The organism is Longitalea luteola (genome assembly GCF_017356035.1).
GTDB lineage: Bacteria > Bacteroidota > Bacteroidia > Chitinophagales > Chitinophagaceae > Niastella > Niastella luteola.
In genome coordinates, this window is sequence record NZ_JAFIQX010000011.1 from 55950 (window position 1) to 81537 (window position 25588).

A 25588-nucleotide genomic window follows, 5' to 3' on the forward strand; every position below is an offset into this window, starting at 1 on the left:
TTTCTTTTTTAGAATTTCAACCTAAGATTCATACCAATTGACCGTGTGGTAGGATACGCACCACTTTGCATTCCCTGGGGCATATTTCCAGCGGAAAGATTTTCCTCAGGATCGGAGTAAGGCAGATTTTTATGGATGATCCATAAGTTCCTTCCGAATACCGACACGTCAATGCCTTTAATGGCTTTGATCTTTGAAAAAATGGTTGCGGGCAAAGAATAGGTAATGTTTGCTTCTCTTAATTTTACAAAGCTGGCGTCGTATGAATAAGCGGCCTGCGGCAGTTGGGTTGAATTGGCGTCTACTACTACCCGTTTGGTATTCGGTTTGCCGTCTTCCGTTACTCCTTCAAATATTACACCACCGCCATCCTGCAGGCTGTTGCGTACCGGATTTCCGAGGTCGTTTAACCCGGCAGATTCTTTGTATAAACCGGTGCCTTGTGCATAGAACTGATCGAGCGACCATACATTACCGCCCTTACGTACATCAACCAAAAAGCCCAGTGAGAGGTTTTTATATCTAAACGTGTTATACACGCCACCGATCCAGTCGGGGTTGATGTTTCCTATTACGTTCGTGGTTGTGCTGGTAACCATATAATACCCTGTTGTGTCAACCACCCGTTGTCCATCTTTCATTACAAAAGTTCTGCCCTGGATGGTTCCATAAGGTTGTCCCAGGGTGGCATTTATACTAACACCGCTCTGGAATGCGCCCAATGGCAGGTTTCTACTGTCATTATATAACTTGAGTACTTTGTTTCTGTTACGTGTCCAGTTTACATTTACCGTCCATGAAAAATTCGGAGTTCTTACAGGCGTAGCATACACCGACAACTCTATACCTTTATTTTGAACATCACCTGCATTCACCCATTTTGCGGTATATCCCGTAGCAGCCGAAACAGAAACCGGAATGATCTGATCGATCGTATTGGTTACGTAGTAGGTAACATCGAAGCCCAAGCGGTTCTTCAGGAATGCCATTTCCAAACCAATTTCGCGGCTCTTGGTTTCTTCCGGCCTTAATTCACTATTGTTCTTTCTGTCGGGCAAAGAAAATAATATACTGCTGCCGAACGGATCGGGCTTATCGTATACATCGTAAATACTTCCCCATGGAGCACTGTTACCGACTGTTGCATAGTTCAACCTGATCTTGCCGGAAGATAACCACGGCACAGTGGGTAAATGATGAGAGAACAACCAGCTTCCGGAAATCGCATAATAGTTATAGGCGTTTTCACTAACGGGAAGGGTTGAAGACCTGTCGCGGCGGAAAGTAGCGTCCAGTGATAAGTAATCCTGGTAGCTCAGGGTGATACCGCCAAAATAACCATCTACAGCAATAGGTTGATTGGTTTCAATGGGCGCAGGAATAGTTCCTTTTGAGTTGGAAATGCTGTATAAACCAGGAACAACCAAACCACCCGATGTAGTAGCCAATGAGGAACGTTCGGTTGTACGGCGCAGGTTAATACCTAACAGGCCTTTGAAATTAAGATCCTTGGTCAGATCTTTATCGATATTGGCCATCAGGTCATAGTTCTTTTCGGTGAAGGTGCGGTCGAAACGGGTATACGAAGCTGCACCCTGGCTTCCTACGGCAACTCTTTCTTCCTGGAGCTCCGTGTAATTATCAATTGATATCCGGCCCAGGAAACTCAACCAATCGGTTGCTTTAAAATCCAGTGATGCATAACCGAATACACGCGATCGGTTATCGTTCTGGTAGTTTTCATAAACGGTCCAGTAGTAATTATCTGTGTAAATGGGAACCAGTCCCGACGGTTTTGAAGGATCACTCCAGTTCCAGGTAACGTTTTTGTAATTTCTAAAATAAGCGTCCTTTTGTTCTTTGATATCCACATTGGTTTGGTACCATTGGCGAAAGTTCTGATTTACGTTGCGACCGCTGTATCCGGTACCATACCGGCCCCTGCCATCAATATGCGAATAGTTTACCGAAGCGCTCGCAGTGAGTCGCGATGTGATGTTATAAGTAGCGCCGAAGTTGATCATATTTTTTATAAGACGGCTATTTGGCAATACGCCCCGATCCTCATTTCGTGTGTAGCCCAGTTTATAAGTTCCTTTATCGGTAGCGCCATCGAACAGGACGTTTTGGTTGTTCGATAATGAAGTTATGTAGAAGGTGGACGGATCATTTGCGGCAGCTACCCACGGTTTTGGCTTTTTGTAATAAGGCGAAGCAGGGTCAAAAGCATCCCAATGATAAACCATTAAGTTCGGATTGAACTTGGCACCGTACGATGCATCCTGCGAGGTGGGTACTACCAGATCTTTAACCCCATCGCCATCTACATCGTAACTATAGAAACCGTCTACATGGTAAGGGTCCGAATAACCGGCTCCATATTCTTTCTGATATTCGGGAAAGGTTTTTTTATCGATCGAATTTATCGTTAAACCTGAGTTCACGACAATACCCAATCCTTTTTTTGCTTTTTTGGTGGTGATCATGATGACCCCATTGGCAGCTCTTGAACCATATAGCGCTGTAGCTGCAGCACCTTTCAAGACATTTATGTTCTCGATATCATCAGGGTTGATATCTGCAGCCGCATTTCCGTAGTCGTAACCACCGCGACCGGTTTGTTGGTTGGTCCTGTTATTGATGGAATTATCAACCGGTACGCCATCTACTACAAACAACGCCTGGTTGTTGCCTGTAATTGACTTCATCCCGCGGATAACGATGTTGGTAGAACCTCCCAACCCATTACCCTGGTTGATCTGCAAACCCGATACTTTACCTGAAAGCGCGCTGAATGCATTACCCGATCGCAAACGGCTCACATCTTCGCCCTGCACAGTTTGTGCAGCATACGGCAGGGTATTCTTTGCTCTTTTAATACCCAATGCAGTTACAACCACTTCGCTCATGGCATCGAGTGGAGCCAATGATACCGAAAGGACACCTGCATTACCTGCTTTTGATTCTGTTTGTTCAAAACCCACGGCAGAAATGACAAGGGTGGCGTTCTGGGGAGCGTTGATGGAGAATTTGCCGTCGGCATCGGCGGCTACGGCATTATTGGTGCCTTTGACTTTAATGAATACATTAGTAACTTAACTAATTTCTCTAAGTTATTAAGTAAAACGGAGCAATATTTTCTGGCAAGTTGAGAACTGCAGCAACAAAAAGCCGCCCCCATTAATGGAGACGGCCCTTTGAGCTATATTCAAAGATATTATTACCTCGGTCCAATATAAGTAAAATGTTCATCAAAAGTTGTACGAGTAGCACCCGCCTGCTTCATAACATATTTGACATCGATACTTTTGTCGGCATTAATGACATTTGCGCCGGTTGCAACGATTTCTGCACTGCGGTTATTTCCTGAGGGCTGACCATGGTAATTCGTAACGCTGACTATTTTATTGGTTGCCGGATCAATTATGAAATTAGGTGAAAACGAACCATAGTAACTGTTACCACCTATTAAATGGCCATAATCTATTCCACTTACCCACATAGCAACGGAATTGGCGCCAGTCGTTCTTAATTCAACCTCGAAAGGATACGGACCATCAGGGCCTGAACTCAACGCCGGATTTATGGCATCTATAAGCGTGCCATCTACTTCATATCTTCCGTCATATTTGTTTTTAATGAGAATGGCTACTACGCCTGAACCCAGGTTGCCACTGATATTGTAGCCCGGTTTATCAATGCTGGTGATCGCCAATCCATAAGCATACTCACGGCCTATAAGGGCAGAGGGTTTAAACTTTACCTGCATATAACCGGTACGCGATCCTTTCGGAATAGTAACAACCGGATTGACGATGGAAACCAATGAAGCGGAAGGTATACTATATGCAGTATGGTTAGAATCGTTGTATGCCTGAACCAGATCAGGTTTTAATTCCAGCGTAACATTGATATCTTCCGGAGCTACATCGGCAGTTGCCAGGTTGATAGGTACCAGGTTTACAGTCGTATCATTGTCGCTGTTATCATAAGCCAGGCTCACAAATTTACGGGTGTTCGTAGCTGTAATTTTCATTTCTATAACCCTTGGCGTTCCTTCGGGGCGGTTAGACTGTATTTCCTGATCCTCATAAGGTTGGTCTTTTAAACAACCTGCCATTACGAATGACGCTATGGCCAACGATAATGATAATTTTATATGATATAGTTTCATATTCATTTATTTAAGTAGTTGGTTTATGGTTGCCAGAAGATTTTGGAATCAAACTGGTTAATGTTCTCACCCTGAGCCCGTACATTGTCACCATTGGTGGTATATTCACTCTGTGGATATAATAACCTGACCGGAATACTTGTTCTGGTTGTATTAACTGAAATATATCCTTTATCAGGTATCATATTCAATCTTCTCAGGTCACTCCATGCCTCAACAGGATCAATGGCACATAAGGCTATATACTTCTGAAAAGCGATAAACCTTGCCTGCTGCAAAACAGTTGAGCCTGCATTTGCCCAATTGGCAATATCAGCATCTGCCAAATATGCCTGCGCTTCTGGTACGGCGTTCTCTACTCCTAACCATACAAATGATTCAACTACGGCAGCTTCATAGGCAGTTTGTGCATTACCGGGCAACCACCCCCTGACAATGGCCTCAGCTTTTAAGAACATACTTTCAAATGAAGGAAAGATCCATTGATTCTGTGTTGCACTACCCGCTATACCAGGTCCCATAGTGGAACTATGATTACCGTCGGGATTTCCCGCTGCAAGGCCATAAGTTGTACCTGTAATCGGTCCGCCGGCTGCTGGCGGATTATAGAACCGTTCGATCCTTGGATCACCATGCGTGTTCAATAAGTTTACGAAATAACGATTGGCCCTTGTGCTGGTGCTTGCCTGAGCACCGGCAGGGGTTAAACCATAATTGGCATAAAATGGTGACTGTTTATTATTCTCATTTACATAACCAGGGTTAGCATCTATGCTTTGTCCGGCTTCCAACACACCCCCATTGGCCTGTATTTTAGCAATCTCGCTGCCAGGATTGAAACCTGCCATCTCTGACTGACGAATGAGCAACCGCAATTTGAGCGTATTGGCAAATTTTGTCCATAACGTTTTGTCACCTTTGTTTACAATATCAATAGCATTAAAGGAGCCCACGGTGGCAGCCTTCATGTAAGTAATAGCGGTATCGAGGCTTTTTTGCAAGTCTGCATATATATCCTGCGCCCTATCGTATGCTGGCTGGCGGTAGCTATTACTTTGAAATGCCTGTGAATAAGGAATATTTCCGTAAATATCTACCATGTCCTGCCAAAGGCGGGCCGACAAGATCATGGCAGCGCCTGCCAGTACCTGGTTTTCAGCTGCCAGGGCTTTTTGCTTTACCAGGTAAAGATCAAAGAGAACATTATAATTGTTCTGCCACAACACGTCGCCGAAAGTAAAATCGATATTATATGTCGTTTCATCCTGCTGGATGGCAAAATCACCGGAGGCCGACATATAACCCATCCAGTTCTGGATGAACTGCAGGTTGCCGCTTGCCAGCCGGGCACCTACTGAATGAGCTGCCTGCGGAAAAATAAGTTCGGCTGTTATATTAGCATCGGTGGCCCGGTTGGGATCTTCATTTACATCGAGCCAGCCTTTTTTACATCCTGTACAGGCAACGATCACTGCCAGCACCGCACCACAAATTCGTCTGTTTATTTTAAATTTTTTCATTGATTAATTCTTTAAAAGTTTAATTAGAACTGAACGGTTATTGAACCACCAAATAATCTGGAAGCGGGCGACTGGTATGAACTACTTATACCAAACGTATTGTTGGTAGAAGAATAGTTAAACTCAGGATCACCCCATTGGTTCGATTTTGGCACGATCAAAAACAGGTTCCTTCCAATAGCACTTACAGTTAAACGTTGAATGTATTTTCCGCCACCGATCCATTTTAATGGCAGGTTGTAAGAGATATTCACTTCTCTCAAACGCCAGGCAGCAGCGCTTGCAAAATAGTTGGTAGCGATCTGGCTGTTGGTGGCAGCGCCGGTCCAGAATCCATAGTTACCGTCCTGCACCTGGATATTTGTGTTTTCAACCAATTTTCCTGAAGCGTCTTTGTAAACAGAGTTCGGGAACACAAAACGCTCACGTCCATAGGCAGCACTGCGTTCTGAAATGCCGGCAAAATCCATATCAGATCCTATACCGGCATAGAAGCTGTGACCCGTTTTATAATCCCAGGTCATGCTGGCGGTGAAACCGCCAATTGAATAAGACGGTGTTAAACCTACCACCCACAAAGGCAATGAACGTCCTCTGACAGCCAGTTCAGTAGCGATTGTAGGATTACCGGTTATCGCATCAACAATCACTTTTCCGGTCTCAGGATCCCTTTCATAATCTGTAAGCTGGAATGCAAACGCAGGTTTTCCAACAATGGCAATATTGTTTGCGGTTGGCGAGCTTACTGAGTTTTGAATAAATCCTGAGTTTCCACCGATAACAACAGGCACATTATCCAGCGTACGGGTCACTTTATTGTCGTTGTAAGTAGCATTGATCCTGAAATCAATCCTGCCTTTGCCCACATTAATCAAAGGGGTCAGGTTCAGGTCCATTTCAACACCCTTGTTCTTGAAATCGGCAGCATTGGCCAATCCAACCGTGAAACCGGTCGTAATAGACTGGGACAGTGCCAGGATCTGATCAGTATTATTCTGATTGAAATAGGTAGCTTCTACGTTAATGCGGTTATTCAGGAAACCTAACTCCACCCCTGCTTCCACGGTTTCAACAAATTCCGGTTTTAAGTTATCGGCAGGAATGGTTCCATTAGCAGTAAAACCCGGAATGCTCCCATAAGGAAAACCACCCGCTTGTGAATATGTCGCTTGCAGCGCATACGCACCGAGGTTTACGTTACCTGATTTTGAAACAGCGCCTCTTACTTTGGCATAGGATATAACGCTGGTTTGCAATGCGGGGATCGCATCTGACAGGATCACCGATGCATTGGCGCCGGGATAGAACAGAGAACGGTTCTCTTTCCCAAGGCGGCTATCCCAGTCATTTCTGCCTGTAAATTCTACATTCGCCCAGCCTTTGTAGCTGAAGCCAACACTTCCATAAGCCGATAATAATCTTGATTCAATTTCATAGTTATTGCCGCCGTTCGTAGTTTGGGAGCTTCCTGTATACAAGGGTACATTAGCATCGCCGCTCCGTTGTCCCACATTGTATAAATAAGGAACCGCCAGGTTATTACCGCCTACTGCTACATCCTTGAATCGGTTTTGACGAACCGTGCTACCGGCAATATATCGCACTGCAAAATCTTTGTTGATATTGTAATCACCATGCAAATAATAATCAAGGTTAATGCGGGAAGAAAAGCCCTGTGCATCAAATACATTGCCTGGCCGGTTGGTATACTGGGTGGCATTGCGATGTTCTGCTGCCCATGGTGTTACCACAACCGGCGCGGTGGTATTTTTATAGCTATTGAAGCCCACGTTGGTGCTCAATCTTGCAGAAGCATTTAACCATTTTGTAAACTTGTAGTGAACGTCCACATTGCCGATCAGATCATCTGTACGGCCCTTCTGGCGAAGGTTTCCAATGATCCAGTACGGATTAACGGCAAACTCGTTATAATAATTCGAATACTGGGCAAATTTGCTATTCTTCCAGTCTTTATAATCGAGTAACGGTACGTTACTGGGTGTTTGCATTACCAGGAACATAATACTGCCGTTGTAGGCCGGGAAAAGACCGGCCATTGCGTTTTCATTCACTACATCATAATTCTGCAGCACATAGTTCAACCCGTAGTTCACAGAAAAATTGCCACGGCTTTTGGCACCGTTAAAACGAAAACTTGTTCTCCTGTTCTCATCTTCAGGCATCAAACCTTTTACTTTTGCATCCTGCACACTTACGTAAAAATCTTCGCCTGATACCGAAATGGAATTCTGCCAGGTTAAACCCGTATTCCAGAATTTGATTTTATCCTTATAACGACCATCATTATAAGGGCCTCTTTGGATTGTACCGTCTTCCAGCTGTACACCAATATCCTGCATGGAACCATCAAAGCGCGGACCATACTGCTGGTTCTCATAAGGCACATAGCCATAATTGCCATAAACATCAGTTACTTCACCGGCGCCTGCACCGAATTCCCTTTGGATTTTAGGGAAATAGGCCACGCGGGCTGCCTGCAGTGCAGAGCTCACAGAGACACTTAATTTTTTGGAAGTACCTTTTTTTGTAGTTATTACAATTACACCGTTCACCGCATCAGGGCCATAAATAGCGGCAGAAGCAGCACTTTTCAGAACGGTAAGTTCCTGAATATCATCTGGCGGAATTGAAGAAAGAAATCCTAATGGTGTTGGCGCACCATCAACTACCAGCATGGGCTGGTTATTACCTGTTAATGAACGGATACCACGAATGTTGATCTTGGCGCTTTCAAATACGCCACTATTGGTGGTAGTAACAGAAACACCAGATACTTTGCCATTCAGGGCTTGTTGAACGTTAACCGCCTTACCCTGCGTAAGTACCTTGTTGGTAACAGAAGTAGCCGCATAGCCCAATTCCTTGGCTTGCCGCTTAATACCTAAAGAAGTGGTAACCACTACTGTTGACAACTCATTGGAGATCCTTGACAAAGTAACATTAAGCACATCACCGCCGCCGGCAGTGCTCACTTCACGGGTTTCAGCACCCGATGCGCTGATCACGAGCGTTGCGTTTGGCGGAACACTTAATCGGAAATTACCGGCTTCATCGGCAGCGGTACCCGTACTTGTTTTTTTGATTTTAATAGTGGCGAAGGGAATTGGGTCTCCTTTTTCGTCTGTAATGCGACCCGAGATCTGGCGATTTTGGGCAAACGCCATAACCGATAGCAATGCTGCTATCAGCAGTGATAGAATTTTTCTCATGAGACTTGTGAATTATTAAATAATTGATTTAAATCCCGAAAACCAAACGATTTTCGTCGATCTTAAAATCGTGTGCAAATAAATACATTTTTTGCTAACCGGTAGACAAAACGAATTTTATAAATGCTGCAAGCATATTACACACAAAATTCACGACCTCATGAAAACTTCATTTTCATAACCACCATGCTGCAAAACACGACACCACAGGTTTTAAAACTCTCCCACACATAGCATTCCGTTCTTCTCCATCGGCTTAAAAAAGGTAAATATGTTATCAAGTTGCCTGAAAACACGACAACTTAAACACAATATTATTACACAAACGGTAAATTTATATAAATTTTATTTCGGCTATGATGCATAACCGAACAGCTCCTTTAATCAGATTTTAATCGCTTAAGAAATTTTAATGAACAAAAACGCTTGCAACATTGTTCATCGCATACCCAAGATAACCTGCAGCTTAAAATCTGCTCTATTGTACGCCTCAACAGCATTCTTCGTTGCCTCAACTGCCTCTTTCGAGGGATAAACTGATTGTGCGCAGGATAAAGAGAGCAGGCAATTGAACTTTCTCGAATGTTGTTTCGCCCGACGCGCCATTAACCGGTAATTAAGGTTTACAATACCGCGAAACGCTTTATTGAATAATGGCGGTATTGAAAAGTTATACAGAACGGTATTCTCCCAGGCATAGATCCGGCTGTTATAACCATCCGTTTCAACATACTGCAACCGGGCATTAAAGAAAAAAGGTTTGAATGCCGGCTTAACATGCACATCCGTATAAAATAAAAAGCCGGTTTCCATTTCATACCCGTTACTAACATACCAAACACTTTCAACCCGGCTTCTCAATTCAATGCTCCGGTTCAACCGGTAATTGATATGTGTGCGCCAGTTTAAACGGGTTACTTGTGCTAGCGGCTGAATGGCAATAACGGAATCGGCATTGTTCTTCCATTTTGTTTCATGCCTGAACCGGGAATAGATCTCAACATGCTTATCAGGCGTGTAAGTTGCCTGAACCAGGTATTCATGTCCGCCGGAAGGGGCATGCACCTGGTACTTTAACCAGGGGAATTTGAAAATATCAGTATATACATCCAGTTTCCAGCCGGCCAACGGCCTTACCGATAAGCCTGCGTACAAACCATTTTCATTTGCCGGCAAACTGTTTTCTGTAAATGCATTGCTGAACAGGGATTGGTATTGCGGACTAATATTGCGATAAACAAGAGCCATATCTACTTTCGGATCGAGACTGGCCAGCAGCCCATGGATCATGGCCGTGTTCCGCTGCCTGTCCAAAGCTACTTCACCATATACATGCACATTCCGGAAAGTATAACTGTAATCGAAACTATAATTGCTCCAGTTGCGCCCATTGATGGCATACCGGTCATATATTTCACCGGAGGGTTGCAGCGGTTTCGATAAACTGTACAGCACGGCCTGCACGCCAATATGAGATCTGTTGTTAGCGACCTGTAAAGATCCGCCGGCCGTTATACAGTGCACCGTATGCCGGTCGTTCAATTCTTCCGGTGTCCTGTGGTAGCCGGAGGTTAAGATGGAAGAGATGTATGCTTGTGCATGAGATGCGCTATCCTCCATGATGTTGGCATCTAAATGTCGCGATGAGCCAAAGAACGTACACCTGACATTTTTTTGCTGCAGGGTTAAACCAATGCCCCGGTGAAAATTATACTCACCGGCTGAATTGTAAGGCTGCAGCGCCGGCCCCTGCCTTTTTATATTTAAAACAGCAGCACTTTTTTTGAAAGCCATTCCCTGCCATTGTATCAAGCCCTGACCAAAACCAACCGTGAAGTCACCAATCGCCAGGGATTGAACGATGCCCAGCTTGCGGACGAAGCAATGAAAAGAATAAAAATCAAAGCCCTTTTGCTGCGCCCCTTTGAGAAAATGTTCACCGGCATCTTTATCGCCAGTTATGCCGTATTGTAACAGGTTTTTATAATTGTACTTATAGCGGAATAATACAGCGGTTCTGCTTCCCAGGTAACTTTCAGTAGTTTTATTATGTTCGGCAGAACTGCTTATTGTTCGGGAGCACCGTAACAGCGCCGTTTGTTCGCCATGCCGTAACCGTTCGCCCAGCCGGGCCACCATCTGTTTTTCATTACTTACGATAACATAGGGCATTAACTGTTTTATGGCAGCCACATCCCAGGCAGGGATGGCCTGCAGTTCATGTACCTGTAATAAGGGCCCCAGTAACCTGCGATACAACAAGAAATTACTGATCTGCAGATCGGTTAAAAGTCGTAACCCTTTCAACTCATACTCTGTAGCATCATTTAAGTTCAGCGGATGTTTTGTCAAATATTCCAACTGCTGCCATTGGGCATCATCTTCTGCAAGGCCTTCTTCGCGCTCAGCCTGCAGTTCAAGCTGTTGTTCATTTACCGGTGTTTGCTGTCGTTCCTGCGGTGAGGCTGTCATCCAAGCGAGCAAGAACCATATCACCAGCCGCCATTTCACTGTGCTGCTTTTTGTTTCCCATAAAATAAGAGTAGCAATCCGGGTGTGAGCCCCAATTGAGGATGATACCGGACACATACATCGGCCCGGCAATTTTTCCATTGCCAGCCGAGGCCTGCATATGGCGAAGTAGTAGCTGTGGTTATACCGGTGCGTATAAATAACCGGTCGGGCACAACGACGTATTGCAGGCCAGCCTGCACACTTACCGGCCGGTCTTCCTCTTTGGTGATCTCGGTACTGATGAAGAGTTGCTTCGACACCTCATAGCCAGCGCCGAACTGGACGACAGCCGCGAGCTTTTCACGCCAATGATTGCGAAAATGACCACCCACCGGATTCACAAGATGAAAACCGGTAACCAGTGATGAACTCACCTGCCACTGACTGGCCACCTCAAACCCAATGGCGGCATCATTGCCGTAGCCTGCTACCTGCATCATGTTATAATTGCACTGAATGCCGAGGCTTACCCGGCCAAGGTCCTTGCCATAGGCCAGCGCTAACTGGCTTTCATTAAAATCGCTGAAACCAGCATATTGCATGGCCATGCCGATGCCGCCCCGGTTTACCGGTATAGCTACTGTGGCCATGTACAGCGAAAGTTCCTTCAACCCATATTTTTGTTCGGCATATACGCCTGCACTCCATCTGGAAATATCACCCAGTGCAGCCTGGTTGGCCAGGAAGGAAAACGATTGGGTAAATTGTTGACTATAAGCCCCCAGCCCGGTGTAGAGTGTACCCGGCGAATAACGTACTGACTGACCAACGGCCAGACAGGGGATAAAGTAAAATGGCAACAGCAGTCTTTTCACGTTAGCAGACTTTCTAAAAAGCCATTAAACATATTCAAAAAACCTAATATAAAAAATTTTTTATTCTCCTTTAGGGCAACCAACCGCAGCACTTACCTTTGCGCCATGAAAATTTTAGATGGTCAGCTTGTATCACAGGCAACAAAGGATGAATTGAAAATAAAGGTGGCTCAACTGGTAGCCGAAGGTAAAAAAGTGCCTCACCTGGCCGCTGTGCTGGTAGGTAACAATGGCGCCAGTGAAACCTATGTAGGTTCAAAAGTGAGAACCTGCGAAGAGATCGGTTTTCATTCTACCCTGATTCGCCTCGAGGACACCATCAGCGAGTTCAAACTGCTGGAAACTATCGAAGAGTTGAATATAGATCCTGATGTGGATGGTATCCTGGTACAGTTGCCTTTGCCCAAACATATTTCTGATGAAAAAGTGATCAACGCCATTCATCCTTCAAAAGATGTTGACGGTTTTCATCCCGTAAGCGTAGGAAGAATGGTGCAATCCCTTCCCACCTTTATACCTGCTACACCGCATGGCATTATGCTTATGCTGGAACATTACAAGATCAACACCAAGGGCATGCATGCGGTAGTGATCGGCCGCAGCAATATTGTGGGCCGCCCCATGAGCATTTTGCTGAGCGCTAACAGCAACCCCGGCAATTGCACCGTCACTATTTGCCATTCCCATACAAAGAACCTAAGAGAAATTTGCCTGCAGGCAGATATTATTGTAGCCGCCTTAGGCCGGCCTGAGTTTGTGAAGGCCGATATGGTTAAAGACGGCGCCATTGTGATCGATGTAGGTATCACCCGCGTTCCAGATGCTACGAAAAAAAGAGGATATTCATTAAAAGGAGATGTAGAGTTTGATACCGTTGCCCCGAAATGCTCGTGGATCACGCCGGTGCCGGGTGGCGTAGGCCCCATGACCATTGCCGCATTGATGAAGAACACGTACAATGCGTGTTTGCTTAAACACTAAAACCAATGTGCTGATGTAATAATTTGCTGATGTGCTAATGGTCTTCTTCGGCATGCATGACAACGATCTGCCTGCCCAAAAAATGCTCCATTAGCTAATTAGCCAATTATCACATTAGCAAATTATCACATTGAAGGCAACATATTCGCCCATACACTGTTATTATCAAGAATATTGATGTTAATGACTAAAGCTTCTACAGATACGATCCAATATCCTGTAATGGAGTCGTTTTATACGCTCCAGGGGGAAGGTTACCACCAGGGAAAAGCCGCATATTTCATCCGCCTCGGTGGCTGCGATGTAGGTTGTGTGTGGTGCGATGTAAAAGAAAGCTGGGATGCGTCCAAACATCCGCTGCTAACCATCGATGAAATGGTAACCGCTGCCAGCGCATTTCCCGGCCGTTTGGCCGTGATCACGGGAGGCGAACCATTGATGCATAATCTCGATGCCCTTACTACAGCTTTGCATGAAGCGGGTTTTCAAACCAATATCGAAACTTCCGGCGCCTGGCCGGTAAGCGGTTCCTGGGACTGGATCTGCCTGTCGCCCAAAAAATTCAAAGCGCCTTTACCGGAAGTACTGCCACTGGCCAATGAACTGAAAGTGGTAATTTACAATAAAAGCGATTTTGATTGGGCCGAAAAATATGCAGCACAGGTTTCGCCCACCTGCAAACTCTTCCTGCAACCGGAATGGAGTAAATCAGCCATTGTAACGCCACTGATCATCGAATATATTAAAGACAATCCGCGTTGGGAATTCTCCCTGCAGCTGCACAAATACATTCATGTGCCGTAACGTTCATTTATAACACTTTCTTACAAACTTTTGGGCCGCTATTAGCATCTTACAGGTGTAGAAACCCGTTTTTCCGGGAAGTGCACACATTTTTTATCTTTATCTGATGATTAAGCAATTAATTACAATATCCCTCATGATCGGCGTGTTTTGCTCAGCCCGGGCACAATATGATCCTGATAAAGTAAGTAAGAAAGCAAAAGCGCTGTTTGAAAAAGCATATGGCATAGCCATGAATGGCAATTACAATGAAAGCATAAAGACATTGCAGGATGCCATTAAAATAGAGCCCCGCTACCTCGAAGCTTTTCTTTCCATCGCCGGATTGTATTTTGAACAGAAGAATTACAAGAGCGCCATCGAGAACTATGAAAAAGCCAAAGCCATAGATAGCAGTTGGTTCAAAGATTATAACCTGCCCTACTCCATCAACCTGGCCGGTACAGGCGAATTTGTAAAAGCCTTACAGGCGGTGAACGAGTTCCTTACCCTGCCTAACCTGAATGAACAAAGCCTGAAGGCAGCTAATTACCGCCGCAAGACCTATGAGTTTGCCATTGAATACAGCAAGCAGCACCCGAATGGTAATTACAAGTTCGAACCGCAGAATATGGGCGACAGCATCAACAGCGTGCATCTTGAATATTTTCCAACGCTTACCATCGATGATAAAGAATTTATTTTTACCCGGCGGGTAAATGGCAATGAAGAATTCTATGAATCGAAATTTGAAAATGGTCACTGGACAAAAGCCCAACCGCTGCCTGGCGACATCAATTCAAACCTCAACGAAGGTGCGCAGAACATTTCGCAGGATGGTCAGTGGCTGATCTTTACCGGCTGCAATTTCCCTTATGGGTTAGGCAGCTGCGACCTGTATATTTCCTACCGCACGCCCGATGGCTGGAGTAAACCGGAGAATATGGGCAACCGGATAAATACCGAATCGTGGGAATCCGCGCCCAGCCTGTCGCCCGATAAGCGCGATCTGTATTTTGCCAGCGGCCGCCTCGGCGGATATGGCGGTCAGGACCTGTACGTGTGTCACCTGTTACCTAATGGCCGTTGGAGCGATCCCGAAAACCTGGGCCCCGAAATAAATTCTATCGGTGATGAGAATGCGCCTTTTATTCATGCCGATAATCAAACCCTGTACTTTACCTCAAGCGGCCATCTGGGTTATGGCGGCACCGACCTGTTCATGGCTAAAAAACAAGCGAAAGGCTGGTCAAAGCCCCTTAATCTTGGCTACCCCATCAATACCATTGAAAATGAAGGCAGCCTGGTGATTGCCGCCGATGGCAAAACCGCTTATTATACCAGCGACCGCAGCGATAGCAGGGGCGGCCTTGATCTGTATTCATTTGAATTACGCGAAGATGTAAGACCGGCCCGCACCCTGTGGGTAAAAGGAAAGGTGTACGATAAAAAAACGTTGAAAGGATTGCCATCCGGAGTTGAACTAACCGACCTGAGCACCCGCGATGTAATGAGCCGGGTACAGACGGACGCCACCGGCAATTACCTCATCACCTTACCCGTTGGCAAAGACTATGCGTTCAATGTAAAACGCCGGGGCTATCTGTTCTTTTCGGAAAATTTTCCATTGAGCCAGAAAGGTGCTGATTCTACTTATAACATCGATATTCCCTTACAACCGATTGAAGCCAATGCGAGCGTTGTGCTGAAAAATATCTTCTTTGACCTGGGCAAGTTCGATCTGAGGCCGGAATCAACCATCGAGCTTGATAACATTTTCCAGTTGCTGAAAGAGAACCCGACGCTGAAGATCCAGATCAGCGGACATACCGATAACATAGGTAAAGCAACCGACAATATGACCCTCTCGAACAACCGGGCACAGGCCGTGGTAAAATACCTCATGAGCAAAGGTATTGAAGCCGCCCGCCTTACCTTCAAAGGATACGGCGCTACCAAACCAGTTGCCGATAACGATACTGAGCAGGGAAGAGCGCAGAATAGAAGAACGGAGTTGCAGGTGGTGAGTCAATAATAGTACTCACAATAAGGCATAACTATCCCTGGGAATCAGTTCCAGGTTACAAGTTGCAGGTTTCAGGGCTCTGCCTGTGTGTATCTGTATTCCTTGTAACATAAAGCACGTATCTTAGTTAAAGTTTCAATGGCACCATTAACCATGACGATAACTAACGATCTGCTATACCAGCTGGCATTAACCCAGGTACCCCAAATAGGTTGCGTACATGCCAAACTGTTAATTCAACAATTCCATACGGCGGAAGCCATCTTTAAGGCACGCATTGCTGAACTGGAAAAAACAGAAGGCATCGGATCTGTTCGTGCGCGGTGCATTAAATCGTTTAAACAGTTCAGCCAGGCCGAAAAAGAGATCGCCTTCATAGAAAAACATCACATAAAACCACTGTTTGTAAACCAACCCGATTATCCGCAGCGGCTTTTACATTGTTACGATTCCCCTACCCTGCTTTTCTTCCGGGGAGAAACCGATCTTAACGCAGCCCGCGTAATAGCGGTTATCGGAACAAGGCATCACACCAGCTACGGCAAACAACTTACTGAAAAGCTTATAGCCGAACTGGCCGAGTACAACGTGCTGGTGGTAAGCGGGCTCGCTTTCGGCATCGATGCCCTGGCGCATAAAGCAGCGCTGAAAAACGACCTGCCTACCATAGGTGTACTGGCCCATGGGCTCAATTCCCTGTACCCGTCAGAACACGCTGCACTGGCAAAAGACATGATAAAACAGGGCGGCGGATTGCTCACTGAATATTACAGTGATGTTACAGCGGAGAAACACCATTTCCCCATCCGCAACCGGATCGTAGCCGGCATGTGCGATGCCGTAGTGGTCATTGAAACCGGCATAAAAGGCGGCAGTATGATCACGGCTGAATTGGCGAATGGGTATAACCGCGATGTTTTTGCCTTCCCGGGCAAGACAACCGATGCCAAAAGTGCAGGCTGCAATGCCCTTATTAAAAGCAATAAAGCGATTTTAGTCACAGAAACACAGGAATTGGCAGCGGTCATGGGTTGGAATTTGCCAGCGGCTAAAAAGATTCGACCCCAAAAAGAACTTTTTGTTGACTTAAATGAGGTCGAAAAAACTATTGTAGATATCCTCCACGAAAAGCAACCCGTGCATATTGACGAATTGAACCTCCGCTGCGGGCTCAGCACCAGCTCCATGGCAGCCGCCATCCTCAACCTGGAATTGCAGAACATTATACTGGCACTGCCTGGGAAGATGTATCAACTCGTTTAAGCGAATTAAAGCACACGATCAGCTGCCCGCTTTAATACGGAAGGTTATAATACTTACATACTGCATAATAATCTGTGAAATCTATGGCAGGCAAACCGATGCGTCCACCAGCAGTAGCGGTATTGGCGTAAATACGAATGATCCTGATATTGGTGTATTCTTCGCCTGCTCCTGAAACCTTTGAGATGGTAAAATTCGCTTTATTGCTGAAATGAGACCAGTATACCCGGTAATCGCTGGTGCCATTGAGGCCGAATCCAGGGATCGGATATATATTACCACTTGATCTCACCAGGTATACAAACCAGGCACTACGGTTCATGGTATCAGCTGTAGTGGTTACCGTCAGAGCAGCGATGGCTGAAGTGGCAAAATTATGTGCGCCGTATGTATACTGGGTCACATTGGCATTGCCTGCTATGCCTTGTGGCCCCTGGGCGCCGGCTGGACCTTGTGGGCCGGCCGGTCCGGCGGGACCTGCAGGTCCCTCGTCGCCCTTTTTACAGGCAGAAAAAATGAGTAAGACTGCAACAAGTGAGCTGCATGCGAAAGTCAGCGTCTTTTTCATAAATTAAAAAATTAATGGTTTGATAAGGAATGAATACTCCAAAACTGGCTTGAATTAGCAATATTCACAATACCACTTTGGTGGAAATGTGAGTGGTTTGTATTACTAAAAGGGGACCTTTTCGGGCAGGTAATAGAGACAGAAGGCTATTCAGGTGATTTCTAAGACCTTCAGGAACCTTTTGGCCGGTGGATAATACCACAAAGCGGTAATAGGAATACTACAAACAGGCAACAGGACTGCCCGCTTTTTCTTACCTTTGACGTCCCTGTCAAATTGGCTCTATACCAAAGTGTAGCATCCTTTTTGACCGGATGTAACTTTGAAATTTTAAAATAATTAACCGCTATATCATGTTAGGTTTTCTTTCAAAAATGTTCGGGGGAAGCAAGTCGGAGAAGGACATTAAGTCGATCCTGCCGGTTGTAGACCAGATCAATAAGAATTTTACTGCTTACCAGTCACTGACTAACGATCAATTGCGTAATAAAACCCAGGAGTTCAAAAACCGGATAAAAGCGCACCTGCAGAAGACAGACGAAGAGATCGCCGACCTGAATAAACAGGCAGAAGCCTTGCCTTTCAGCGATATCGTAGGTAAAGATGCTATCTACCAGCAGGTAGACGCCCTCCTGAAAGAGCGCGACAAGCAAATTGAAGAGATCCTGAAAGAGATCCACCCCGAAGCATTTGCAGTAGTGAAAGAAACCGCCCGCCGTTTCAAGGAAAATAGCGAAATGGTAGCCACTGCTACCGACCTCGACCGGGAGCTGAGTGTTAAAAAAGACTACATTACTATCCAGGGTAACCAATCCATATTCAAGAACAGCTGGAATGCCGGCGGCAACCTCATCACCTGGAACATGGTTCACTACGATGTACAGCTGATCGGCGGTAGCGTGTTACACCAGGGTAAGATCTCGGAAATGGCAACCGGTGAAGGTAAAACGCTTGTTTCTACCCTGCCTGCTTATCTGAATGCCCTGGCCGGTGAAGGTGTTCACATCGTAACGGTGAACGATTACCTGGCCAAACGTGACTCTGAGTGGAATGGAACCATTTTCGAATGGCTGGGTCTTACGGTTGATTGCATCGACAAACACCAGCCAAACAGTGCAGAAAGAAGAAAGGCTTACCTGGCCGATATCACCTACGGCACCAACAACGAATTCGGTTTCGATTACCTGCGCGATAATATGGTGCACACGCCCGAAGAAATGGTACAACGCAAACACCACTTTGCCATGGTGGATGAGGTGGATAGCGTGTTGGTCGATGACGCTCGTACGCCTTTGATCATTTCCGGTCCCGTACCGCGTGGCGATGACCAGCAATACCACATCTTGCGCGATCGGGTGCGCAACCTGGTTGAAATGCAAAAACAGGTGGTGAACAAGAACCTGATCGAAGCAAAGAAAAAATTTGAAACAGGCGATGATGATCCAAAATCAGGCGGCCTTTCCCTGATGCGCGCGTATCGCGGTTTACCCAAACACAGCGCCCTCATCAAATTCCTGAGCGAGCCTGGCATAAAAGTTAAACTCCAGAAAGCTGAGAACTATTACCTGGCCGATCAGCAAAAGCAAATGCCGGTTGTAGATGAAGAGCTGTTCTTCCATATTGATGAAAAAAATAACTCCGTCGACCTGACCGATAAAGGTATTCAGGCCATTACCAGAGCAGGCGAAGATCCCGACTTTTTCGTACTGCCCGATATTGGTATTCACCTGGCAGAAATTGACAGATCAGAGATCAGTGCGGAAGAGAAATTACAACGCAAAGAAGCGGTCCTGAACGAATACACTATTAAAGCCGACCGTATTCACACCGTACAACAATTGTTGAAGGCCTATACGCTGTTCGATAAGGACGTGGAATACGTAGTAATGGACGGCCAGGTAAAGATCGTGGATGAACAAACCGGCCGTATTCTCGATGGCCGCCGCTACAGCGATGGTTTGCACCAGGCCATTGAAGCCAAGGAAATGGTAAAGATCGAAGCAGCTACCCAAACCTACGCTACGATCACTTTGCAGAACTACTTCCGCATGTATCATAAGCTCGCCGGTATGACGGGTACTGCGGTAACCGAAGCGGCGGAGTTTTGGGATATATACAAGCTGGATGTAGTGACCATTCCAACAAATGTGCCTGCCATTCGTAAAGACCACGAAGACCTCGTATACAAAACCAAGCGTGAAAAATATAAAGCAGTTATTGACGAAATAGAAAACCTGCGCAATGCAGGCCGGCCGGTACTCGTAGGTACCACGTCGGTAGAGGTGAGTGAATTGCTGAGCAAGATGCTGACTGGCAAAAAGATCCCGCACAACGTATTAAACGCCAAACAGCACGCCCGTGAAGCACAGGTGGTAGCAGAAGCGGGTCTGGCAGGCGCCGTTACCATCGCCACCAACATGGCCGGTCGTGGTACCGACATCAAACTGGGCCCCGGCGTAAAAGAAGCAGGGGGTTTGGCCATCATTGGTACCGAACGCCATGAAAGCCGCCGTGTTGACCGCCAGTTACGCGGCCGCGCCGGTCGTCAGGGTGACCCCGGTACATCACAGTTCTATGTATCGCTTGAAGATGATCTGATGCGCCTGTTCGGCAGCGAACGTATTGCCAGCATTATGGACCGTTTCGGTTATAAAGAAGGCGAAGTGATCCAGCACAGCATGATCACCAAGAGTATCGAACGCGCTCAAAAGAAGGTAGAAGAAAACAACTTTGGCATTCGTAAGCGTTTGCTTGAATATGACGACGTAATGAACAAACAACGTAACGTGGTATACAAAAAACGTAATCACGCCCTGTTTGGCGATCGTTTGGCGCTTGACCTCGATAACGCTTTCTATATCGTTGCGGAAGGCCTGGTAAATTCATTCCAGGAACAAAACGACTACGAAGGCTTCAAGCTTGCAGCCATTGTAAACTTCGGTATCGACAGCGCTATTGCGCAGGAAGAATTTGAGAAAGGCAAAGCCAGTGATCTGGCAGAAAAGTTATACCAGGAAGCCATCGCCCGTTACCAGCATAAAACAGCAGAATTGCAACGGCAGGCAGTACCGGTGTTCCAGAACATTCGTGCTACCCAGGGCAGCCATATCGAAAATGTGGTAGTACCGTTCACCGATAATAAGAAAGGATTACAGGTGCTGGCCAACCTGAACAAGACCCTTGAGACCGATGGTCGGGAACTGATCAGCGCACTGGAAAGACAGATAACCCTGGCTGTTATAGACGAAGCATGGAAGGAGCATTTACGTGCAATGGACGATCTGAAACAAAGCGTGCAAACAGCTTATCTCGAACAAAAAGATCCGCTGGTGATCTATAAGATCTCTGCCTATGACCAGTTCAAACAAATGGACAGTGATGTAAACAAAGATATCATCAGTTTCTTATGTCATGCAGGCATACCGGTAGAACAACAGGGCCCTGGCCCTCAACAGCAGGCGCAGATCCGCGAAGGGCATGAGCAAAAGACCGATATGAGCCGCATGCGCGCCAATAAAGAGGAGATAGATGCCCGGGGTGATGATTATGCAGCCAATGAACGCGACCAATATGAAGAACCTGTAAGACAGGAACCGGTTCGTGTAGGGCCTAAAGTTGGCCGTAACGATCCTTGTCCTTGCGGCAGTGGCAAGAAATTCAAGAATTGCCATGGACGGGATGTGGTGTAGCAGCGTATATAAAAGGCAAAATTTATATAAGAGCATCTGTTGAAAAACAGGTGCTTTTTTTATATGGATAACGCTCACTTACAGACTGTACCTTAAAAATCATGACCACTGCTACCACTTACTGGTAATTTTTGCAGCAAAGACCGCCGTTTTCTGGCAAAACGGTGTATTTTAGTTTTTTAAATGCATGCCAAAGTTAAAACCCTGGCATCGATGACGTACCATTGAAGACTCCGGAACATCCTATTACCGCGATTTGTACTTGCCTGTTCGCCCTGAAAAAGGTATGAATTTTACCGGGTAGCATTTTTTATAAAGCCTAAATGAACGTTTATATGGAGTCGCCGTCAATTGCAAAACATTTACGTGATATCATCATAATGCCTTTTACGGTCACATTTATTGTTCCTTACTTATTATACGACAGCAAAGATGTGCTGATACCACATTCCCTGACCCTCAAACTCACCGGCTGGCTGATAGCGGTTGTGGGTTCTGCCCTGTTTGTATACACTGTTTTTCTTTTTAAAACATTGGGGCAGGGCACACTGGCTCCGTGGGAACCTACCAAAAAATTAATCGTGGAAGGACCTTATCGGTATTGCCGCAATCCCATGATCTCCGGGGTATTCTTTATGATAACCGGGGAAGGGCTCATGTTGTATTCCAGCCATATCCTGGCCTGGGCGGTAGCCTTCTTTATCATCAATACGCTTTATTTCATTTTTGTGGAAGAACGCAGCATGATGCAGCGCTTTGGCAGCGATTATCTCAAGTATAAAAAACATGTACCGCGGTGGTTACCCCGGTTACGTCCTTTCAGGCTATTGAATAGCTAACTAACTTACTATTTCTTGCTTTTAATGTCCGCCTCCAGGTTGCGAATGTCTACTTTCCTGAAATCGATAGGCTGTCCCTCACTTTGCAGGGCAATGAATCCTGATGATAATATCTTACCATCCTGCTTCATCTTTGGATCAAAGTTCTGAACCACTTCGCCGCCGATCTGTGGTTTTGAATATTGCATTACCGTATCACCGTTTACAATATGGGTTATCAGTGAATCGCCCAGCACAATGAGTTCTGCACGTACCCATTCATCTTTATCGTATGTTTTGGAACTGGAATTTATGCAATGGCGGGTGTCGAGCTTGCCATTATAAACAATGTGAGTGCCCGGCGAGCACATGTTGCCGGTAGTACGGGGCTTGCCATCGCCCAGGCCGGCCAGCAACTGAAATTCGATGGAGATCGGCCAGTTCTGTTCTTTGGGCATGGTACGCGGATCCTGCGAATGGAACATGATACCACTGTTAAGCAGCGTGTACGAGGGAGCGTCCTTTTTCCATTCATCGGCAAAGCGGTATTCCACTACCAGATGGTAATACGAAAAAGGCGTTTTATAATACAGATGCCCGAATTGATCGTTATAAGCGCCATACTGATCGTACCGGACCTTGATCATGCTGTCTTCTACCCGGAAGGTATTTCCGAAATTCTCGCCTACCTCATGGTGGTTTATCTTTACGATCCAGTCGTTTATGTCGCGGCCGTTGAATAAAGATACCCAGCCATTTTTTACAGCCTGACCCTTACGGGCTGTTTGGCAGGCAGCCAATATTGTAACAATAGCATATAACAGGCAATTGCGAATAAAAAATCCTGTGCGCATAAAGGATAGTGTTCTTTATGCGGAAGATACAGGAATATCGTGAAACGCAAAACGGCAAATGACCCAAGGTGCTAATTCTCCCTGGTCTATCGCATTAACTGTAGCCTTTGTGCCTTTATGCCTTTGTGCCTCGTTGCGCCTTTATTGTTGCTGCTGCATATTATTGAGTTTGGCAGGAGGCACTACATTCTTGATCGGCTTGATCGATTTCAGGTATGCAAAAATAGCTTTCAGGTCTTCATCACTTGCATGTCTGAATTCCTGCCAGGGCATCGGCGGCAACAGTGGGCGGCTGTTATCGAGCCCTTTATATTTCCCTTCCCGGATCGCTTTGAAGAATTGCTGTTCGGTCCAGCTACCGATACCGGTTGAATCCGGCGTAAGATTCGCAGAGTAAGAAATGCCCCAGGGCCCTACATAATTGGTGAGCATCTGGTTGAATAAAATCCAGTTCCTGGCAGTACCGGCATCATATTTCGCTACAGGCATATCAGCCGGATGGCCCGACAACATTCTGTCGGTATCAAATTCAGGTCCCTGCGGCCCCATTTTTTTAGGGGTATGACAATCGTTACAGCCCATAATAGTCACCAGGTATTGGCCCCGCTTTACCATACTATCGGGCGACATGGCTTCTTTGTTTGTTGATGCGTCTTTATGGCCAGGCTCGGCAGCGTTGGGTTGGTTACAGAAAACGAATATTACGGTCGTGCATATAAGAGTGCCGGCTATTTCAAGAATTTTTTTCATATGCGAGTCATTTTGGTTACAAGTACAGCATTGGTGAAGCACTTAATTTACTGCAATACGACCCCACAAGGAAGATTTACTAATATATATCATGTTGTGAATGATACTTTTTGATCTATATCAACCCGGCGTTAAACAACAAAGGTGTGCCACGATTTCCTTTGATTGCGCTCAGGAACGTGGCACACCTTAGTGCGATTAGTACATCGTAATTCTTATTTCAACTCATACTTGTATTTATAGCGGTCGTACAATTGCTTTTGTTTGTTCTCAAGGCTTACCTGGCGGCCCTGGATAAAAGCATGTACAATGATGCTGGTACGCATGTCCAGGATATCGCCTTCACTTATTATAATGTTGGCATCTTTACCCGCTTCCAGCGACCCTGTTTTATCATCAATGCCCAGGATCCTGGCTGCGTTCAGGGTAATGGCCTGTAATGCCTGTTCTTTGGTCAATCCATAAGACGCTGCTGTGCCCGCATTAAAAGGCAGGTTACGATAACGGCTTTCAGCATGTTCGTCATTCAGCGCAAACAATACCCCTGCCTTTTGCAATTGGGCAGGCGTTTTAAATGGTTGGTCTATATCATCATCTTCTGAAGTGGGCAGCGCATGCTCGTCTTCCAGGATCACGGCAATATTGTATTGCTTCAGCAGGTCGGCGATCTGGAAGCTTTCACTGCCGCCAACGATCACCACGTCAAACCCGAACTCCTTTACAAAATCTATCGCGATGAGCATTTGCTTAACCTGGTTAGCATGCACAAACAATTTCTGGGTTTTATTGAAAAGGCCTTTCAGCGCCTCAAGCTTCAGGTTGGTTTCCTTGTGCGTGGTTTCCTGCAGGTAAACTTTGGCCTGACGGAATATGGTTTTGATCTCATCTACTTTTTTCAGCGCCTCCTTAGCCGGATCAGTCGGCGGCTGCGGAATACCTGCAAAAACAGCAAAGCGGCTGGGCCGGCTGATAAATGTGGGCATGTTCAGGTGAATGGCATTGTCTGTTTTGTAGGCTGCATCTTCCCAGTTCCATGCATCCAGTTGTACTACGGAAGATGAACCGCTGATGGTGCCACCCTGGGGCGTAACACCCGCCAGTAAAATTCCATTTGCCTTCAGCGTGTTGATGATCTTTGAATCGGTATTGTATGCTACAATAGAGCGGATACTGTTATTGTATTCACCCAGTTCAGAAAAATCGTTCGACCCTCTTACGCCATTGGCTATCTCCTTTAACCCAAGATCCGTAACCGGCAATATTAAACCGGGATATACCTGTTTACCCTTCACATCAACCACTTTGGCATCGGCTGCAACAGTGATATTGGCGCCTACCTGAACGATCTTTCCATTATTCACCTCGATGGTGCCATTTTCAATGACCTGGCCATTTCCTACGTGTATCGTACCGTTAGTAATGTATAATTTACCGGCATACGGTTTTGCCGGATATACATCTTCCTGCGCCTGCAAAGCAACAGCAGCCGCGAGAAAGTGTATGTATATGATTAGCTTCTTCATTGTAAACTCTTTTTTAAATTTTAATGCGGCACCGGGCAATCGTTCATTATAAAAAAGAACGAGCCCATTGCCGATTGACG

The 25588-nt window shown here is 45.9% G+C and carries 16 protein-coding genes; 6 read left to right on the forward strand and 10 right to left on the reverse strand.

The annotated features are described in order from the left end of the window. Window positions 1-8: 8 nt before the first annotated feature. From JUB15_RS22410 to JUB15_RS22435, 6 genes are all read right to left on the reverse strand, one after another. Window positions 9-3080, reverse strand: a complete 3072-nt coding sequence (locus tag JUB15_RS22410; protein WP_207515053.1) for a SusC/RagA family TonB-linked outer membrane protein — start codon at window positions 3078-3080, stop codon at window positions 9-11. 140 nt (window positions 3081-3220) lie between these two features. Then, window positions 3221-4174: a DUF1735 domain-containing protein gene (locus tag JUB15_RS22415; protein ID WP_207514889.1), complete on the reverse strand. Its 954-nt coding sequence runs from the start codon at window positions 4172-4174 to the stop codon at window positions 3221-3223. 23 nt (window positions 4175-4197) lie between these two features. After that, the gene (locus JUB15_RS22420; RefSeq protein WP_207514890.1) at window positions 4198-5694 is read right to left on the reverse strand and encodes a SusD/RagB family nutrient-binding outer membrane lipoprotein; all 1497 of its coding nucleotides are present in this window, start codon (window positions 5692-5694) and stop codon (window positions 4198-4200) included. 23 nt (window positions 5695-5717) lie between these two features. Then, window positions 5718-8924 (reverse strand): SusC/RagA family TonB-linked outer membrane protein, encoded by a 3207-nt coding sequence (locus JUB15_RS22425; RefSeq protein ID WP_207514891.1) that lies wholly within the window; start codon window positions 8922-8924, stop codon window positions 5718-5720. 438 nt (window positions 8925-9362) lie between these two features. Further along, the gene (locus tag JUB15_RS22430; protein ID WP_207514892.1) at window positions 9363-11420 is read right to left on the reverse strand and encodes a ComEA family DNA-binding protein; all 2058 of its coding nucleotides are present in this window, start codon (window positions 11418-11420) and stop codon (window positions 9363-9365) included. Window positions 11421-11431: 11 nt separating this feature from the next. Beyond that, window positions 11432-12253 carry a hypothetical protein gene (locus JUB15_RS22435; RefSeq protein WP_207514893.1) on the reverse strand — a complete coding sequence of 274 codons (822 nt, stop codon included), beginning with the start codon at window positions 12251-12253 and terminating at the stop codon, window positions 11432-11434. Between the two features lie 105 nt (window positions 12254-12358). Between JUB15_RS22435 and folD the strand changes: the two genes are divergently transcribed. From folD to dprA, 4 genes are all read left to right on the forward strand, one after another. Next, on the forward strand, window positions 12359-13234 hold the full coding sequence (folD, locus tag JUB15_RS22440; RefSeq protein WP_207514894.1) for a bifunctional methylenetetrahydrofolate dehydrogenase/methenyltetrahydrofolate cyclohydrolase FolD: 876 nt from the start codon (window positions 12359-12361) through the stop codon (window positions 13232-13234). A gap of 183 nt (window positions 13235-13417) precedes the next feature. Beyond that, a complete protein-coding gene (locus JUB15_RS22445; protein WP_242696474.1) occupies window positions 13418-14038 on the forward strand; it encodes a 7-carboxy-7-deazaguanine synthase QueE in 621 nt (206 codons plus the stop codon). Window positions 14039-14144: 106 nt separating this feature from the next. After that, entirely contained in the window at window positions 14145-16052 is a 1908-nt protein-coding gene (locus JUB15_RS22450; protein WP_207514895.1) for an OmpA family protein, read from the forward strand. 129 nt (window positions 16053-16181) lie between these two features. Continuing rightward, the gene (gene dprA / locus JUB15_RS22455; protein ID WP_242696475.1) at window positions 16182-17306 is read left to right on the forward strand and encodes a DNA-processing protein DprA; all 1125 of its coding nucleotides are present in this window, start codon (window positions 16182-16184) and stop codon (window positions 17304-17306) included. A gap of 31 nt (window positions 17307-17337) precedes the next feature. On the opposite strand, the gene JUB15_RS22460 is transcribed toward dprA, so the two are convergent. Next, window positions 17338-17874: a hypothetical protein gene (locus JUB15_RS22460; protein WP_207514896.1), complete on the reverse strand. Its 537-nt coding sequence runs from the start codon at window positions 17872-17874 to the stop codon at window positions 17338-17340. A gap of 353 nt (window positions 17875-18227) precedes the next feature. On the opposite strand from JUB15_RS22460, the gene secA reads away from it, so the two are divergent. Together secA and JUB15_RS22470 are read left to right on the forward strand one after the other, a co-directional pair. Then, the gene (gene secA / locus JUB15_RS22465) at window positions 18228-21563 is read left to right on the forward strand and encodes a preprotein translocase subunit SecA (protein WP_207514897.1); all 3336 of its coding nucleotides are present in this window, start codon (window positions 18228-18230) and stop codon (window positions 21561-21563) included. Window positions 21564-21898: 335 nt separating this feature from the next. Then, a complete protein-coding gene (locus tag JUB15_RS22470) occupies window positions 21899-22402 on the forward strand; it encodes a methyltransferase family protein (protein ID WP_207514898.1) in 504 nt (167 codons plus the stop codon). Between the two features lie 8 nt (window positions 22403-22410). Here JUB15_RS22470 and JUB15_RS22475 read toward each other — a convergent pair whose 3' ends face one another. The 3 genes from JUB15_RS22475 to JUB15_RS22485 form a co-directional block, all read right to left on the reverse strand. Further along, window positions 22411-23235 (reverse strand): 3-keto-disaccharide hydrolase, encoded by an 825-nt coding sequence (locus JUB15_RS22475; RefSeq protein WP_207514899.1) that lies wholly within the window; start codon window positions 23233-23235, stop codon window positions 22411-22413. Window positions 23236-23376: 141 nt separating this feature from the next. After that, the gene (locus tag JUB15_RS22480; RefSeq protein ID WP_207514900.1) at window positions 23377-23985 is read right to left on the reverse strand and encodes a c-type cytochrome; all 609 of its coding nucleotides are present in this window, start codon (window positions 23983-23985) and stop codon (window positions 23377-23379) included. 215 nt (window positions 23986-24200) lie between these two features. Then, the gene (locus JUB15_RS22485) at window positions 24201-25508 is read right to left on the reverse strand and encodes an amidohydrolase family protein (protein ID WP_207514901.1); all 1308 of its coding nucleotides are present in this window, start codon (window positions 25506-25508) and stop codon (window positions 24201-24203) included. Window positions 25509-25588: the final 80 nt, after the last annotated feature.

What these genes read in the sequence shown, in the direction of transcription:
- JUB15_RS22415 (WP_207514889.1), bottom strand. Translation starts at nt 4,174, where the DNA reads ATGAAACTATATCATATAAAATTATCATTATCGTTGGCCATAGCGTCA.
- JUB15_RS22420 (WP_207514890.1), bottom strand. Translation starts at nt 5,694, where the DNA reads ATGAAAAAATTTAAAATAAACAGACGAATTTGTGGTGCGGTGCTGGCA.
- JUB15_RS22425 (WP_207514891.1), bottom strand. Translation starts at nt 8,924, where the DNA reads ATGAGAAAAATTCTATCACTGCTGATAGCAGCATTGCTATCGGTTATG.
- folD (WP_207514894.1), top strand. Translation starts at nt 12,359, where the DNA reads ATGAAAATTTTAGATGGTCAGCTTGTATCACAGGCAACAAAGGATGAA.
- JUB15_RS22445 (WP_242696474.1), top strand. Translation starts at nt 13,418, where the DNA reads ATGACTAAAGCTTCTACAGATACGATCCAATATCCTGTAATGGAGTCG.
- JUB15_RS22450 (WP_207514895.1), top strand. Translation starts at nt 14,145, where the DNA reads ATGATTAAGCAATTAATTACAATATCCCTCATGATCGGCGTGTTTTGC.
- dprA (WP_242696475.1), top strand. Translation starts at nt 16,182, where the DNA reads ATGGCACCATTAACCATGACGATAACTAACGATCTGCTATACCAGCTG.
- JUB15_RS22460 (WP_207514896.1), bottom strand. Translation starts at nt 17,874, where the DNA reads ATGAAAAAGACGCTGACTTTCGCATGCAGCTCACTTGTTGCAGTCTTA.
- secA (WP_207514897.1), top strand. Translation starts at nt 18,228, where the DNA reads ATGTTAGGTTTTCTTTCAAAAATGTTCGGGGGAAGCAAGTCGGAGAAG.
- JUB15_RS22470 (WP_207514898.1), top strand. Translation starts at nt 21,899, where the DNA reads ATGGAGTCGCCGTCAATTGCAAAACATTTACGTGATATCATCATAATG.
- JUB15_RS22475 (WP_207514899.1), bottom strand. Translation starts at nt 23,235, where the DNA reads ATGCGCACAGGATTTTTTATTCGCAATTGCCTGTTATATGCTATTGTT.
- JUB15_RS22480 (WP_207514900.1), bottom strand. Translation starts at nt 23,985, where the DNA reads ATGAAAAAAATTCTTGAAATAGCCGGCACTCTTATATGCACGACCGTA.
- JUB15_RS22485 (WP_207514901.1), bottom strand. Translation starts at nt 25,508, where the DNA reads ATGAAGAAGCTAATCATATACATACACTTTCTCGCGGCTGCTGTTGCT.